The sequence below is a fragment of the Streptomyces sp. NPDC005070 genome (assembly GCF_053600395.1).
In genome coordinates this window covers 1-15,156 of record NZ_JBSFZS010000053.1, presented here as the reverse complement: position 1 = coordinate 15,156, position 15,156 = coordinate 1, and the positions used below count along the sequence as shown (strand labels likewise).

Sequence of the window (15,156 nt, the reverse complement as noted above, 5' to 3'; positions counted from 1 at the left end):
GGCGCGCACGGCACTACGCTGCTGGGCAGTGTGTACGGGGGAGGGGGAACCGTGAGTGCCATGCAGCCGCTCGGAGCCGACGAACCCACGGTCGTGGGGCCCTACCGGCTGCTCGGCCGGCTGGGGTCCGGCGGCATGGGGCGCGTGTATCTGGGACGCAGCGCGGGCGGACGTACGGTCGCGGTCAAGATCGTGCATCCGCACTTCGCGCTCGACGAGGAATTCAGGGCTCGCTTCCGCCGCGAGGTCGAGGCGGCGCGGCGGGTGGGCGGGGCGTGGACGGCGCCTGTGCTGGACGCGGACCCGGAGGCGCCGGTTCCCTGGGTCGCCACCGGCTACGCGGCCGGCCCCTCCCTGACGTCGGCGATCGCCGACGGCGGGCCGCTCCCGGCCCACTCCGCGCGCGTGCTCGGCGCCGGTCTGGCCGAGGCGCTCACCGCTGTCCACGCGCTGGGCCTCGTCCACCGTGACGTCAAACCCTCCAACGTGCTGCTCACCCTCGACGGTCCGCTCCTCATCGACTTCGGCATCGCCCGGGCCACGGACGGCACCGCCTCCCTGACCTCGACAGGGGTCTCGGTCGGCTCACCCGGCTACATGTCCCCCGAGCAGATCCTCGGCAAGGGCGTCACGGGAGCCGCGGACGTCTTCTCGCTCGGCGCGGTCCTCGCGTACGCCGCCACCGGCGAGCCTCCCTTCCCCGGTGACTCCTCCGCCTCCCTCCTCTACAAAGTGGTGCACGAGGAGCCGCGACTCGAATCCCTGGAAGGCGAGTTGCGCGAGCTGGTGGCGGCCTGCCTGGCCAAGGAGCCCGCGGCGCGGCCCACTCCGGGCGAGGTGGCCGTCCGGCTCGCACCGCAGGGCGCCGCCCGGCTGGTGTCGGCGGGCTGGCTGCCGGGCGCCCTGATCGAGCGGGTGAGCCGAAGTGCCGTACAACTGCTGAACCTCGAGGCGGCGGGGGCCGCGCAGGCCACGCCCTCCGGGCCGTTGGGCTTCAGCAGTCCGTCGGTCGAGGCGGGCCGAGCGGCAGTGACGGGTGCCGGGGTGCCGGATTCGGTCGGTGGCTTCGGTCCCCCGCCGCCGGGCTTCGGACCGCCGCCCGCGATGCCTCCCTACGTACCGCGACAGGGCGAGGCCGGGACCGCCGGGCCCCAGGACGCCGTACACCGTGAAGGGACGTCGGATGCGCGCACGGCCGACCGGCCCGGCAAGCTCTCGGTCAGCGTGGCGGCGACCTCCGCGCCGGGGGCCGGCGGACAGGGCCGCAGGATGAGCTGCACGGTCGCACTCGCCGTCGCGGGCGCGCTGGCGGCGGTGACCGTGGGGTCCGCGTTCCTCTTCGATCTGCTGCCGGGCGGCGGCGCCGACGACGAGGGGAGCGTGGCGGGCGGGCGCCCCTCGGCGAGCCGGAGCGCCACCGGCTCCGATCCGTCGGCGAGCGCCACGCGGCCGGGCTCCACGGCGAGTGCCCCGGAACCGGCCCCGACGAAGAGCGGGTCCGATCCGGGCGGCGAGCAGTCCACGATCCCGGCCTCCTACGTCGGCACCTGGGAGGGCGAGGGCCTCGGCCTCAGCGGCACCCTCCCCATGGGGACCTTCCGTGTCACCGTCCACCAGGCGGCCGTGGGACAGGAGTTGGGCACGTTCCGGCAGACCGACCAGATCGGCGGCATCTGCGACGACGTCCTCGTCCTCAAGAAGGTCACGAAGAAGCAGCTCGTCGCCACGAGCGTGGCCTCGGAGTCCAACCGGGACGTCTGCACGAAGGGCCGCCACGAGGTCCGGCTGACTCCCGTCGGCAGCGACCTCACCTACGAGACCGACAACCCCGAGGCGGGGGACCCGGTGGCCAGGATGACCAAGGTGGGCTGAGCGGACGGCGCCCGGCCGGACCCTGGTTCAGCCGGCCGCCGCGTTCCGGCGGGCCTTGTCGATCCTGAAGAGCACGGTGATCAGCACGGCGACGACGAGCACCGTCGAGAGCAGGCCGACGGCCCAGACCCAGGGATACTCGACGTGCACCCAGCAGGGCTTGCCCCGGCTGTAGCACCGGGAGTTCCAGTCGCGCCGGTGCTTGGGGCGGAAGCCCGCGAAGACGACCACCACCCACACGAGAGCGGCGGCGACCCCGGGCAGCGAGGCGAGCACCCAGCCGAGCGAGCGCAGCGGGTTGGTCTTCCACCGCGTCCGGCCCAGGGTCGCGATCACGGCGGCCAGGCCGAGGGGCCCGGCGGCCCCGACGACGGCCGCGAAGCCGTAGCCCCTGCCCGGCCAGGCGGGGGCCGCGGAGCCCCAGAGCCCGGTCCCCAAGGTCATGACCGTGAGCGCGAACCCGATGATCGCGGCCGCCACGGCCAGAAAGATCAGACAGCCGCCCCACGACTCCCTTCGGGACGCCTTCTCCCGCGCCTGCGCCCACGCGGACGGCCGCTGCCGCACGTGCTCGTAGCGCAGGGCCGCCCCGGCGGCCTTCCGCCGTCCGGGCTTCGCCGATCCGCTCACCCGCCCGCTCTCTCTTTCTCGCGCACTTTTTCCGGTGGGCTGTTCCGACGGCCTACATCGGTGTCGTCACCGTCAGCGGCTCCCCGTCGCCCAGGTGCAGCAGGCCCTTGCCGGGGGCGACGGGACCGCCGACCATGCTGCGGTTCGTACGGATGCCGATCAGCTCACCCGCGGAGGAGTCCTGCGGGGACAGCAGGATGCCGCGGCGGCCCTTCTTCATCTCGACCTGCCAGCCGGAGAACCCGCTGCACACGTCCTCCTCGTCGCCGGCGATGACCAGGCCGAGGCCGCGTTCGCCGCCGCGCTGCACGATCCGCTTGAAGACCGTCTCGGCGTCGCAGTCCTCCAGGACCTCGCCGTCGTCGACCAGCACCACGATCGGCTCCTCGGGCGTCGCCGAGTCGATGGCCTCGCGCAGGTCGTCGCCCTCGATGTCGTCCTCGTCGAAGACCTTCAACACACCCTCTTCGCCGTCCAGTTCGCGCAACGGTGATGGGCGCGGTGCCGCGACGACCAGGCGTACGCCCTGGGCCAGGTACGACCGGGCCATGTTCATCAGCGTCGTACTGCGGCCGGACTTGGCGGGGCCCGCGACGACGAACGTCGGCACGCCCTGGGAGAGGTCCGGGCCGAACCCCTGGACGTCGTCGCCGCCGATGCCCACCAGGCTCCACAGCCGGGAGCGGGAGGCCTCCGGGTCGCGCATCTCCCAGGCGTCGGCGAAGCCGATCCGGGTGGGCAGTACGTCGACCCGGAACGGGCTCCGGGCGCGCGGCAGTTCGGCGTCCCGTAGCGCGGCGGCCTCGCCGATCGTGGTGAGCGCCGCGGCCTGGCCCTGACCGGTGGAGTCCTCCGTGAGCAGGGCGAACTGGGTCTCGGTGCCGTGCTCGTTGCGGTAACCGCGGCCGGGCGGGATCTCCTCGGGGATCTTGCGCGCGTTGACGCCGATCAGCGAGAAGTCGGAGCGGTCGGCCAGCCGCAGGGCGTACTTGTCCTCGGTGAGCGAGCCGATCCGGGTGGAGAGGATCTGGCGGTCGCCCGTCATCACCAGGTGCAGTCCGACGCTCGCGCCCTCGCGCATCATCGCGGTGAGCTGGTCGGTCAGATCGCCGTGGTCGTACTCGCCGAGTGTCGGCAGCCAGCCCTCCCACCGGTCCAGCAGCACCACGATGTGCGGGAGCCGTTCGTCCGCTCCCGACGCGGCCCGCTGCTCGCCGATGTCCGCGAATCCCTTGTCCGCCAACAGGTCCTGCCTGCGGGTCAGTTCACCCTTGAGGCGGGCGATGAGGCGGACCACGCGCTCGGTCTGGTTGCGGCCGACGACGGCGCCGCAGTGCGGCAGCCGGGTCAGCGCGTTGAGCGCGCCGTTGCCGCAGTCGATGCCGTACAGATGGACGTCGGCCGCCGAGTGGGCGCGGGCCAGCGAACCCGCGATCGTCCGCAGGATCTGCGATCGTCCGCTGCGGGGGGCGCCGCCGATGAGCAGATGCCCGAAGGAGGCGAAGTCCACCACGACGGGCCGGCGGGCCTGGTCGGCGGGCAGGTCCTCGACGCCGTACGGGGCGGGCGGCAGCTTGCCGGGACCGCCCGCGAACGCGGGCACCTGGACCTCGTCGAGCAGCAGCGTCTCGGCGAGGGCGGGCAGCCAGGGGCTGTGCTGGGACGGGATGCCGAGGGCCCGGTTGGCCTCGCGCACGGCGTCGACCAGCACCTTGAGGTCGGTGATCTCCTCCTCCTCGCGCTGCTCGGCCTTCGGCTTGACCAGTGTGGCCCGCCCGAGGTCCGACCAGCCGAGGGAGCCCGCCCAGGGCGCGAGCGCCGCCGGATCGGCGGCACCGGGCCGGCGGCCGCCGACGCGTCCCGACTGGAACGGTACGAGCGAGGCGTGCCCGAGACGGACGTACGCGCGGCCCGGTGTGTTCTTGGAGATGTGCCCGGCCTCGGGGGAGTCGATGACGTCGCTCGACTCGCCGCCGTCGGTGACGCGGAGCGCTATCCGGAGGTTGGTGTTGGCGCGGATCTCGGGCGATACGACACCGCTGGGCCGCTGGGTGGCCAGCAGCAGGTGGATGCCGAGCGAACGGCCTCGCTGGGCGATGTTGACCAGACCCGTCACGAAGTCGGGCAGGTCGCGCACCATGGAGGCGAACTCGTCGATGACGATGAGGAGTCGGGGCACGGGCGCGTACGAGGGATCACGGCGTACGAGATCCTGATAGTCCTCGATGTCCTTGGCGTCGGCGGCGGCCAGGATGTGCTCGCGTCGCTTGAGCTCCGCGCCGAGGGATTCCAGCGCGCGCTCGACGAGATGGGCGTCGAGGTCGGTCACCATGCCGACGGTGTGCGGGAGTTGGACGCAGTCCTTGAACGCCGAGCCGCCTTTGTAGTCGACGAGGACGAACGTCATGTTCTCGGGGGTGTTGGCCACGGCCAGCGATGCCACGATCGTCTGGAGCAGCTCCGACTTTCCGGAGCCCGTCGTACCGGCGATCAGGCCGTGCGGGCCGTCGCGCCGCATGTCGATGCCGAACGGGCCGTCGTACGACTCACCGATGACCGCCGTCGTCGACTGCCCGCCCATCCGCCAGCGCGCGCTGATCGCGTCCGCGGTCGGCGGTTCCAGTTGCAGTACGTCGAGCAGCCGGCTGGCGCCGGGCAGGGCGGAGTCCTCGGTCTCGCCGCTGATGTCGCGCAGCGCGGACAGGGAGCGCGCGAGCCGGGAACTCCACGCGGCCGACACGAAGTCGGGCCGTACGTCCCGTACGCGGGCGACGCCCGTCTGCTGCACCCGCAGCCGCAGTTCGAGGGCCTTGGACGTGCCGGTGGCGGAGTCGTCGGTCTCCGTGGCGTGCCAGGCGTGGAAGGAGGGGAAGCCGCCGGGGGCGGACGGTGCGGTCCTGGCGGGCGCCTGCGCGCCCGGGTGTTCCTCGGGCTTCGGCTCCGCGATGACGATGGCCTGGCACTCGCCGGGCAGGAACCGCTCCTCGGTGTCCAGACAGATCGCGTACATGGACATGGCGGGGCCCTCGCGCAGCAGCCGCACCACACCCGGCATGGACCGAAGCCGCCGGGAGCCGTCCCAGACGACGACGATGTCGGGATCGCTGAACGAGGCCTTGTTGCCGTTCTGTTTGGCGGCCTTCTGGCGGGCGTCGAGGAGCTGGGTCAGCTCGCCGATGCGGGCGCCGACCGTCTCGGCGTCCGTGCCGATGAGAACGTTGGCGTCCTGGGCGCCGGCGGGCCTGCTGTGCGGGAGCCAGCGCACCCAGTCCCAGCTCTCCTGGCCGCTGCTCTCGGTCAGGACGTAGAACTGGACGTCCAGCGGGCTGTGCAGCACCGCGGTCTGCGCGACGGCCCAACGGCCCAGCGCCTGGGCCGAGTCACCGGGCCCGGCGATGCCGACGACACCGCGCTCCGCGAGCGGGAGGGAGACCGGCGCGTCCTCGATGGTCCAGGTGACCTGGCGCTTGTGGTCGTCCTGCTCGGGATCGTCGAGCACGACCTCGGACGGCAGCTGTCCGGTGCCGACGCGCAGCAGCAGATGGTCGGCGTCGGTGCGGCGCCGCTCCCACAGCCGGGTGCGCGGCCCGGTGCCCAGCGACAGCACGGTCGCCGGATCGGGGATCGCCCGGCGCCGGTCGAGGCGTTCGGCGAGCAGTGCCTCCTGGGCGTCCTTCTCGATCCGCGCCTTGTGCTCGTTGTACTCCTTGACCTGCTTGGTGTGGGACTTGCGGCCCTGCTTCTTGTCCATGAAGTAGTTGCCGAGCATGATGAGCGGGCTCAGCAGAGCCATGATCATGTAGTACCAGCGGCCGAAGACGAGCACCATGACGATGGCGCTGACCAGCGGTGTCAGCGCCATCAGCCAGGGCAGCGGCCGGGCCTCGTAGTCCCGTACCGGGCTCGGCAGCCGGAACTTCGTCTCGCGCTCGGGCGGATGCAGCCGAGGGGGCCGGTTGTAGTCGAGTCCGGCGCCGTCGTCCGACCACTTCAGCGCGGCGTCGGGCTGGGTGTAACGGTCGAGCTGGAGAAGGGTGTTGCCGATCGCGACCTGGCCGCCGAGGGGCCAGCCGTCGTCCTCGCGCTCCTCGAAGGGTTCGCCGTCGAGGGTGACGCCCTTCCTCTCCCCGTGCACGGTGACGCCGCACGTTCCGTCCGTTGCAACTGACAACGTCAGTGCCCTTTGCGGAAGTTCGGGATCGTCGATCCGGATGTACGAGGCCGTCCCGGCGCCGATGTCGTACCGGCCGATCCCGAGCCGGTGCACGGCACCCGCCGACGGGCCGCCCGCCACCCGCAGTTCGACCAGTCCGGTCGGCTCGCCGGGCAGACAGCCGGCCGGGTCGTGCAGACTCACGACGGCGCCCTCGCGCAGCGGCGAGGTGGCGATGGTCGCGGCGGGATCGACGGGATGGCCGTCCACGTACGCGACCGGCGCACCGCCGCCCGCGGCCCCCTGGTGGTGTCCGATGGGGATGATCTGCGCGCCGCCGCCGTAACCGACGTGCTCCGCGAGCTCTTTGGCGATGTCCCCCACCGAGGACTCGGGATCCGCGTCGAGAACCACATCGGCGGTGGCGCCGCCGAGCGGGTCGACGACGGTCAGAGTCAGCCGCACGCTCGTCCTCCCCCAGACACCGAGGGCCGCTTCCGGAACGCGGGCCACAGTGCTTCCGACCATATCCGCTCACCGCTTCCCGCAGGCAACGGCCCATGTGAGGGAACAACGAAGGCCCGTGCCGGGAACGGGCCTTGGTGCGCGCTCGTGACACAACCGGGGTGTGCGCCTGCAAGCGCCGTAAGTAAGCTGCTTGCTCGATGCGGACGATCGCACCATCCGTATCAGGAGCCACGGGGGTTGGCCCTGCGGCGAGTTGAAGCATGGAGGACGCCACATGGCCGGCGGCAAAGACGCAGACATCACTTACGAGAAGATGCGGCACGCTGCGAAGCGACTCGGCCACGAGAAGGAGAAGATGGAGGACAAGCTCCACGGCCTCGACAGCTACATCGACGGCCTCGTCGCCGACGGCTACACGACGTCCAAGGGCTCCCAGGCCTTCGACGACTCCTTCAAGGAGTTCACCAAGGGCATGAAGGACACCCTTGAGGGCCTCAAGGGAATGGCCAAGTTCCTTGAGGACGCGGCGAAGGCCTATGAGGATCTGGATGATCAGCTCGCGAAGGGCGTCAAGGGCTGACAGCCGGACCTCGCGGACCGCACCGGGGGTGACAGGGTGCAGGGCGCCCCGTCACCCCCGGGTCCGTACAACCGGGCAGTCCTGGGGCCCGGTCCGGATTCACCGTGCGTTCGAAAAGCATGGCAATCCCGCCGATGGCTACGGCGACGATCGCCGTGACTGCCGCTCGCTGATCTCTCAGAGCGAGCTGGCGTCGGCGCCGGTGTCTTCCGCAGGGTCGACGAAGGACACGGTGCGCATTACGGCTACCAGCAGGTCACAGAATTCGGCCCAGTACTCGGTTGAAGCCGTGTAGAGCGTGAAGATCGCCGTGTACGGACCTGAGGAGAAAGGAACATGGACCTGGATCTGTCCGGTGAGGAGTTTGGTCTCCTCTCCCGTCGCTGTGACGTCCGGCTGCAGTGTGAGCTCGCGCAGCGTCACACACGAGACAGCGGGGCCACAGGGGAGGTCCAGCCATCGGGCGTCGTTCAGTGGATCCGCGGCGAGAATGGCGAGTGTGCCGTGAGCCGCGATGTCCGGATCCGTCTGGTCGGTCTCCACGGCGGCCACGGTGAAGGCGCACTGGGCGACACCGCTCTCCTCGGTGGAGAAGAGCCCCGTAGCGGCGTACGAGACGCCTTCGTCCGCCATGTATTCGGCGATCGCGGCGTAATAGGGAGCTGCCGGGGTCCACAACGACTCGTCGCCCTGTGAGTAGAGCTCGCGTACAAACGAGTGGGCGAGGGCGCCGCGTTCCTCCGGGGTGGGGGCCACTGGAAGGGCGAAGAAGCCGTCGGGGACGGTGAACCATATGGGCGGAATGTTTGACGTGCCGTCGGTGGAGGCCGGTGGGACGGTGTTGGTGGGCGTGGTCATGTGGCCGTTCCGCTCAGAGATCGCCGGGTTCGAAGTTCACGTGCTCGCCGTCCGGCCCCATGAGTCTGAGCTGCGGATCACTGCCCTCTCGCGGGTCGGGATCCGGTTCGGAGGTCACTTCGATCGTGAAGTTTCCGCTGGGCCTTCGGGTGACCACGGTGCGGAAGGACGGGTGCTCCGCCGTGAAAGCGGCCACCGTCTTCTTCTGGCCCGGAGTCAGCTCTTCGGGGGTGACGACCGCGGAGGCGTAGGCGAGATGGCGTACGACCTCCCAATGGTCGCTGGGGCTCGGTGGGGCGAGTCTGCACCACGAACGGTCCGTGAAGGTGATCACTGCCTCCAGACCCACCTTGGTGAACGTTCGACGTTCGACCTTCGCGATACGGTCCCGGTCCGTCTGCCAGAGCACTTCATCCCGGGTGGTGTCGTCGTCGGGGAATCCGAGCACGAGCACACGCCGGTCCGTGACGACGATGTGGGTGCGGTAGTGCTCAGGGCACCGGCCCGGATCGAGCTGCCACGGGAGCGTGCGTGCGACGGTGCCGGGCGCTGCCCACATGACAGGGAAATCGTCGACCTCGTTCTCGTGGTCGTGTGAACGGCCGGTACCCCGGGGGCCGCTGCCGATGCTCCCGGCGGCTGCCAGGGTCTCCACCGCCCCCAGGACCGCGAGGGCAGCGGCCCGAACGCCGAACGCTCCGGCAGCGCGGACTCGTCTTTCCGACTTCGGACGGATGGTGCAGACCGGGCCTTCGGGCCATCCGGCCAGGGCGTCCTGGATGTCGTTGCGTTCCGTGTCGCGGAACCAGCGCATGCCTGCGACCGCGTCCGCAGTTCCCGTCGCGAAGCTTCCGGGACTTCGGGCCAGGACGATCTCGCCGGGAAGAGGTTGCCAAGTAGCCATCCGAATGATGCCTTCAGTGTGAGGTTGCCGCTTCGTGGAAGCGGTCGCCGGGATTGACTGCTTCTCCGATGTGCTGCGTGATGGTGGTGATCTTCGGTCCGATCTTGCCGGCGGCGTCGATCGCGATGCCCAGGGGCGTCTCGGGGTTCAACGAGAGCTTGCCACCACTGATGAGCTTCAGCCCTTTGGTCCCGACCCACTGTCCCTGGTGGTAGCCCGCCTCGGCGAGTCCCGCGAGACGGTTCATTGTTCCGGACTGGGAGCTGATGAAGCCGATCTTCTCGAACGATCCGCCCAGCACGACTCGCTTGCCCAGCAGGCTGAGTCCGCCCTCCACCTTCGTCGCGAGATCTCCGGTCGCGAAGAGGTTGCGCGCTCCTGCCGCGAGTTCGGCGCCCTGCATTCCCTTGCCGAACATCGCCGCCCGCTCGATGGCTGTGGCCTTTGTGGCCACCTTGACGCCCTTGCTGAAAAGGCCGATGCCGGGAAGGAGACCGAGCGCATCCGTACCCAACTCCATCCAGCTGACGTCCGCCCCGGCCGCCTTGGCTATGGAGTGCGTCAACAGGGCGAGTCCGCTGGTGAGGAGGGCTGCGGCGCCGAAAATGGCGCCGAGAGGCTCGAAGGGGATGGTGATGATCGCGAGCAGTCCCAGAATCGCTGTCAGATCGCTCAGCAGGTCGCCGATGAAGGCGATCAGATCGGCGTGGTCCTTGATCCACTGGCCGGTGGCATCCCAAGTGTCCGCGATGCCGTGCCCCAGCTTGTCCCAGAAGCCGGGCTCATCCGGTGCGATGTCGGCCGCCTTGTCGAGATCCTTCCCGATCAGTCCGGCGGCTTTCCTGTAGCGATCTTCGAGATCGTGGACCTTGTTGGTGACCTCGTTCACGGCACTGGAGGCTTTGCCGAGTTCCTCGCTTCCTTTGCCGTCGGCCTTCTGATCGGCCTTCTCCCTGGCTTCGAGGACCTCGCCTGCGGACTTCTCGAGCCGGTCCGCCTCCTCCTGGAACGCCTTGAGTTCTCCGGCCCACCGATGGAGAGCGTGCGAGGCCTTGTCGAAGGAGTCGTGACTCTTGCGAATGAGGGGAGTGACGTCGTTTCCGATGTACTCGGTGAAGGCCAGGGCGGTCTTGCCCTTCCATGCACCGCATTCAATCCGCTCCAGCTCACGGAGCGCGGTGCCCAGTTCGGTCGCCAGACCCCCGAGTTTCTTGGCCAGGTCCCGGGTGTCCTCCACGTCTCCTGGCGTGGGATCCCAGCCTATGTGGGGAAAGGCCGGACGCTTTCCTGTCACCTCATTTGCCCTTCTTGCTCGGGGCCCTGAGTGACTCGGCGAGATCCAGGTCGAGTTTGCCGAAGGAGTCGCCGATTTTGTTGATCATCTTGACGGCGCCGTGAGTGTGCTTGCCGAGCTGCTTGATTCCGTAGCCCCAGTCGTCGGCGAAGTCCTGTACGTCCTCGATGAGCTTGCCTTCGCCGACGGCCGAGGCGTCAGTCCCTTGGAGGGTGCGGCGTGTCGTCTCCATGCGATCGCTGATCGTGGAGAAAGTCCTTTTCAGGTCCTCGAAAATGGTGTCTTCGAGGCGGAGGTCACTCATGTGGGTCACTGACTTTCTGAGTGGTCGTTGGCCGGGGTTCCTCAGGTCTGGCAGCGCTGTCACCGACGTCGAACCGGGATCCTCCGGGACCCTTGGTGAAGGCCGTGGTGGGCATGGACAGCGCGCAGGTGATCGCGAGCGCTCCGGCCGTGACGACCGTGCGGCGCCTGGTCACCGTACGCACGTCTTGCTCCCGCGTACGGACGCGCCGTCGGAGGTCTGCCACACGCCTTGAGCGGTCTTCTCCAGGCGCGTGTTGTACAGCACGTAGGCGTCGTTTTCAGCGGGTGTCCGGTCGACCTTCTTGGTCTTCCGGTCCTTGTTGTACGCCTTGGTCTCATCGGCACAGTACGAGACACCGGCGGACTTGCTGTCGAAGATCTCGACCTTGGGGCTGTAGTAGCGCGTGGTGCCGGTGTACGTGATTCCCGCGTCCAGCCACTTCTGGACCCACTTGGCGGAGGACGTCAACGCTTTGCCCTTGTAATAGAAGGCCAATCCAGGGGTGTCCGAGGTGCCCTTGATGATGGCGTCGTTCATCGCCGTCTGTGCGCGCCCCGCGTCCGCCAGGACGGCGTCCTTCGTCGCGTCCCCCGTCTTCCATCCCTCGAACTCGTCCTTCACGTCGCCCGGAAGGGTGATGTCCGGCCGGTCGGCGTTGTCCGAAGGGCTCGCGCTGGGGGTAGCCGAACGTGTGCTTCCCTGGTCCGCGCCCGCGATCTTGTCGTTCGCCTTCGGGTTGTCGTCCCCGCTGCCGCAGGCCGTCAGCAGCAGGGCTGTTGTCGCGGCGAAAGCGGTGGCAACGGGCAAAGCGCGGCGCTTCACAGTGGACTCCCGGGGGACATCGGTTGAGCGAACTCGATCAAGGACGTGGCGGTATCGGTGTGGTGCATGGTTGAGAGGGGGGCGGGTCGGCCGACGAGGCGTTCGACCGACGCAGTGCGTCTCCGCGAGTTACCTCGTAAGGGCGGTTCGGGGCGGTCAATGGTTGACGGACTGGATCTCCTGCACGGTGATGTCCTGGGTGGTGCCGAAGGTGCCGTCGGGGAGGTCGCCGCCGGCTCCTCCTGTGCCGGTCCAGGTGACTGCCCAGGTGATGGTGGCCCGGAGTTTGTAGCTGCCGTCGCCTGAGGATCGCAGGTACTTGATGCCGCAGGGCGGTGTCTCGCCGGCCTTGCCCTTGGCGTAGGGCTCGCCGATCGAGTCGTCGTCGTTCAGGCGGCATTCGCCGGAGGCGGGGTAGGTCTCGGCGTCGCCGGTGCCGGGGTCGAGGTGGAGGGAAACCGGTTTCGCGGTGGTGGTCGCGGAGATGTTGAGGCCGGCGACGTCGAGGGACGCGGTGACGGACACGTCCTTGAAGGTGGCCTTGTCGAGCCAGGCCCAGGTGGGCAGGTTGACCTTGGTGATGTCCCGGGGGGCGAGGGTGACCTTGGTGTCGGGGAGTTGGACGGCGTTGTAGGCGGCCTCGGCGAGAATTCTGGGCGTGACGGCCTGGGGGACACCGGGGTCGTCGTTGTTCGCCACCCAGAAGGGCAGTTCACCGCATTCCATGCTCGCGGGGTCGTCGAGACGGTCGGGATTCTGGACGGCGACCCACCAGTTCCCCTCGTCGGCCTTGTCCCCGTTGTAGTCCTTGTACTTGCCGTCCTTGTAGATGTCCCGGAACTGGCCGACCGCGGACTTCGCGTAGTTGGCCTGACCGGGAGTGTTGATCGTCTCCTCGTACATGGTCTCCACGTACTTCTTGAACTCGGCGACGGAGCGCGGCTCGTACCAGCACGCGGGCGGGGTCCAGTCACCCACCGGCTGAACGGCGCCGCTGTTGCTTCCCCGAGGACGGACGGAGCCGGAGTACGTCACCTGCGAGACGAGAGTTCCGGCGTCGGAGTGCGCGCTCTGCCTGGTGTCGCCCTGGGTGCCCGCACTGGGGGGCCAGTCGGCGAAGGCGGTTCCGGGGACTATCGCGAGCATGCCCGCCACGGCTCCGGTGACAAGGATTCGGCCCGGGGTGGCTACGGAGTGCACGACTTGTGGCCCCTCTGCGAGGTGAGCTTCGTCGTCTGCCAGACGCCCTTCTCGTTCTTCTCAAGGCGCGTTGTGTAGAGGACGTAGGACTTGGCGGTGACGGCCGTCTTGATGACCTTGCCCGTCTTCCGGTCCTTGGCGAAGGCCTTGGACTGGTCCTCGCAGTACACGACGCCTGCCGAGGAGGAGTCGAAGAGGTCGATCTTGGCGTTGTAGTAGCGGTTGACGCCGGTGATCGAGTAGCCGCCCTTCACGATGGACGTGACCCAGTCCCCGGCGTCGGCCAGAGCGGTGCCGCTGTAGTAGAAGCCGAGAGCGGGCAGTTCGGCGTCGCCCTCGGCGATCGCGTAGTTGGTCGCGTCGACCCTCCGCTCGACATCCGCGAGAACGGTGTCCTTGCCGACGACGCCGGTAGTCCAGCTCTCGAACTTGTCGCTGAGATCCTTCGGAAGAGTGATGTCCGGCCGGTCGGCGTTGTCCGAAGGGCTCGCGCTGGGGGTAGCCGAACGTGTGCTTCCCTGGTCCGCGCCCGCGATCTTGTCGTTCGCCTTCGGGTTGCCGTCCCCGCCGCCGCAGGCCGTCAGGAGCAAGGCTGTTGTCGCGGCGAACGCGGTAGCAACGGGCAAAGTGCGGCGCATCACAAGGGACTCCCCGTGGGACATCGGTTGAGCGAAGTCGGTCAAGGGCAATGACGGTATCCATGGGGCTCTTGGTTTCGCCAGGCGGAAACCCCACGCCGGACGTGGGCATACGGGGGTGTTCCGGGGTGAAGTGGCTTTCCGTGGTGGCCTGATGGTGTTCCGGGACACATCGGCCCGTGCGGAGACGGGCCCGCTTCCACATCTCGCCCAGGGTTTGCGTTCGACACCTTCACATGAGGCGCCGCGTGGGTGGAGCCCTTCGTGTCCGGGGTGTTGTCCCCGCGTCCGCCGCACCTCGTACGCTGGCCCGAACCGAACAGGTCGAACACACGCGGCCGGTTCGCACACAAGGCAGAGGATGAATGACGCACCCGGGGGCGCCATGGACCGCTACATCGAGACGCTCACCGTCGAACGCGGCGGATTCCGGATCAAGGTGCCGGAATCGTGGTGGGAGTTCGACGTGCGGCCGGAGTCGCGGGACGACTCGATCCGGCGGATGGTGAGCGAACGGATCGATGGGCACCCGGAGTTGGCGCGGTATCGCGACACCTACATCGGCTTCCTCCGGAAGGCCGCCGCCGACGCCTGGAAGTCCGGTGCCCTGTACTGCGGCTGCATGGCGGAGTCGTTCGGCGGGGACACCCCGATCACCGGCTCGGTCACCGTCTCGATCGTCGGCGGCCGTGCGCGGACCGGTGAGCCCCTTCCCACGGACCCGCAGGCCATCGCGGGACAACTCGCCGTGCGGGAGGCGAAGAAGGAGGGCGACGCCTGGCGCAAGGTGACCACCGTCGAGATACCCGGCGTCGGTCCCGCCGCGAGGACGTACGGCATCGAGGACATCGTCGTCCCGGACGACAGCCTCCAGCGCACGATCCGGGCTGTGCTCATGCAGACGTTCATCCCGGTGCCCGGCCAGGAGGGCAAGGTCGCCCTCGTGGCCGGCAGCAGCCAGGTCCTCGATCTGGCCGATTCCTTCTTCGACGTCTTCGACGCCGTCACCTCCACGTTCCGTTTCGCGGACCGGTAGGCACACGGCGACTTCTCGGCCACCCCTCACGACGGCGTCCCAGGGTGGCTTCCCGGGCGCGGTGTCAGGGCGTGGTGCCGGGGCGCTGTGCCAGGGCGGCTTCCCGCGACGGCTTCCCTTTCTCGCCCCGCGGCATCTCCAGTAACTTCGTTCATGCGTACGGGTGTTGTTGAGGCGGACGTGACGGGGGTTGCGGTATGGCGGGGCATCGGCCGGCGGATTGGCATGTGCTGGATCTGGACAAGGACCCCACTCCCGGGGATCCGGACCGGGTGCAGAAGCTGGCCAAGGATCTGCACGATTTCGCCGATGACGTGTCGGACGCGTTGCGTCTGATCAAGGGGATGGCGGGTGAGGATGCTGTTCTGTCGTGGGCGGGGAAGTCGGCGGAGGC

The 15,156-nt window shown here is 69.0% G+C and carries 12 protein-coding genes and 1 pseudogene; 4 read left to right on the top strand and 9 right to left on the bottom strand.

Translation table 11 applies throughout. From position 1 onward, the window contains the following. Positions 1 to 60: 60 nt before the first annotated feature. On the top strand, positions 61 to 1,872 hold the full coding sequence (locus ACWEBX_RS19565; protein WP_451886119.1) for a protein kinase domain-containing protein: 1,812 nt from the start codon (positions 61 to 63) through the stop codon (positions 1,870 to 1,872). Positions 1,873 to 1,899: 27 nt separating this feature from the next. Here ACWEBX_RS19565 and ACWEBX_RS19560 read toward each other — a convergent pair whose 3' ends face one another. Both ACWEBX_RS19560 and ACWEBX_RS19555 read right to left on the bottom strand, forming a co-directional pair. Beyond that, entirely contained in the window at positions 1,900 to 2,502 is a 603-nt protein-coding gene (locus ACWEBX_RS19560) for a hypothetical protein (protein ID WP_451886084.1), read from the bottom strand. A gap of 52 nt (positions 2,503 to 2,554) precedes the next feature. Continuing rightward, positions 2,555 to 7,120, bottom strand: a complete 4,566-nt coding sequence (locus ACWEBX_RS19555) for an FtsK/SpoIIIE domain-containing protein (protein WP_451886083.1) — start codon at positions 7,118 to 7,120, stop codon at positions 2,555 to 2,557. A 277-nt stretch (positions 7,121 to 7,397) separates the two neighbouring features. Here ACWEBX_RS19555 and ACWEBX_RS19550 point away from each other — a divergent pair, with 277 nt between their 5' ends. Further along, positions 7,398 to 7,703, top strand: coding sequence for a WXG100 family type VII secretion target (locus ACWEBX_RS19550; protein ID WP_078943692.1), 306 nt, complete (start codon positions 7,398 to 7,400; stop codon positions 7,701 to 7,703). 177 nt (positions 7,704 to 7,880) lie between these two features. On the opposite strand, the gene ACWEBX_RS19545 is transcribed toward ACWEBX_RS19550, so the two are convergent. From ACWEBX_RS19545 to ACWEBX_RS19515, 7 genes are all read right to left on the bottom strand, one after another. Beyond that, positions 7,881 to 8,561, bottom strand: a complete 681-nt coding sequence (locus tag ACWEBX_RS19545) for a hypothetical protein (protein WP_451886082.1) — start codon at positions 8,559 to 8,561, stop codon at positions 7,881 to 7,883. 13 nt (positions 8,562 to 8,574) lie between these two features. Next, positions 8,575 to 9,465, bottom strand: a complete 891-nt coding sequence (locus ACWEBX_RS19540; protein WP_451886081.1) for a hypothetical protein — start codon at positions 9,463 to 9,465, stop codon at positions 8,575 to 8,577. 13 nt (positions 9,466 to 9,478) lie between these two features. Then, complete coding sequence (locus ACWEBX_RS19535) at positions 9,479 to 10,702, bottom strand: enoyl-CoA hydratase/isomerase family protein (protein WP_451886080.1); 1,224 nt, start codon at positions 10,700 to 10,702, stop codon at positions 9,479 to 9,481. A gap of 58 nt (positions 10,703 to 10,760) precedes the next feature. Next, complete coding sequence (locus ACWEBX_RS19530; RefSeq protein WP_451886079.1) at positions 10,761 to 10,991, bottom strand: hypothetical protein; 231 nt, start codon at positions 10,989 to 10,991, stop codon at positions 10,761 to 10,763. 243 nt (positions 10,992 to 11,234) lie between these two features. Then, positions 11,235 to 11,888: a hypothetical protein gene (locus tag ACWEBX_RS19525; RefSeq protein WP_451886078.1), complete on the bottom strand. Its 654-nt coding sequence runs from the start codon at positions 11,886 to 11,888 to the stop codon at positions 11,235 to 11,237. 156 nt (positions 11,889 to 12,044) lie between these two features. Further along, complete coding sequence (locus tag ACWEBX_RS19520) at positions 12,045 to 13,034, bottom strand: hypothetical protein (protein ID WP_451886077.1); 990 nt, start codon at positions 13,032 to 13,034, stop codon at positions 12,045 to 12,047. 41 nt (positions 13,035 to 13,075) lie between these two features. Further along, entirely contained in the window at positions 13,076 to 13,726 is a 651-nt protein-coding gene (locus ACWEBX_RS19515) for a hypothetical protein (RefSeq protein ID WP_451886076.1), read from the bottom strand. Between the two features lie 385 nt (positions 13,727 to 14,111). Here ACWEBX_RS19515 and ACWEBX_RS19510 point away from each other — a divergent pair, with 385 nt between their 5' ends. Continuing rightward, positions 14,112 to 14,762: a hypothetical protein gene (locus tag ACWEBX_RS19510; protein ID WP_451886118.1), complete on the top strand. Its 651-nt coding sequence runs from the start codon at positions 14,112 to 14,114 to the stop codon at positions 14,760 to 14,762. A gap of 197 nt (positions 14,763 to 14,959) precedes the next feature. After that, positions 14,960 to 15,156: pseudogene (locus ACWEBX_RS19505) on the top strand (putative T7SS-secreted protein); the annotation flags it as partial.

What these genes read in the sequence shown, in the direction of transcription:
- ACWEBX_RS19510 (WP_451886118.1), top strand. Translation starts at nt 14,112, where the DNA reads ATGGACCGCTACATCGAGACGCTCACCGTCGAACGCGGCGGATTCCGG.
- ACWEBX_RS19565 (WP_451886119.1), top strand. Translation starts at nt 61, where the DNA reads ATGCAGCCGCTCGGAGCCGACGAACCCACGGTCGTGGGGCCCTACCGG.
- ACWEBX_RS19545 (WP_451886082.1), bottom strand. Translation starts at nt 8,561, where the DNA reads ATGACCACGCCCACCAACACCGTCCCACCGGCCTCCACCGACGGCACG.
- ACWEBX_RS19550 (WP_078943692.1), top strand. Translation starts at nt 7,398, where the DNA reads ATGGCCGGCGGCAAAGACGCAGACATCACTTACGAGAAGATGCGGCAC.
- ACWEBX_RS19530 (WP_451886079.1), bottom strand. Translation starts at nt 10,991, where the DNA reads ATGGAGACGACACGCCGCACCCTCCAAGGGACTGACGCCTCGGCCGTC.
- ACWEBX_RS19520 (WP_451886077.1), bottom strand. Translation starts at nt 13,034, where the DNA reads ATGCTCGCGATAGTCCCCGGAACCGCCTTCGCCGACTGGCCCCCCAGT.
- ACWEBX_RS19540 (WP_451886081.1), bottom strand. Translation starts at nt 9,465, where the DNA reads ATGGCTACTTGGCAACCTCTTCCCGGCGAGATCGTCCTGGCCCGAAGT.
- ACWEBX_RS19515 (WP_451886076.1), bottom strand. Translation starts at nt 13,726, where the DNA reads ATGCGCCGCACTTTGCCCGTTGCTACCGCGTTCGCCGCGACAACAGCC.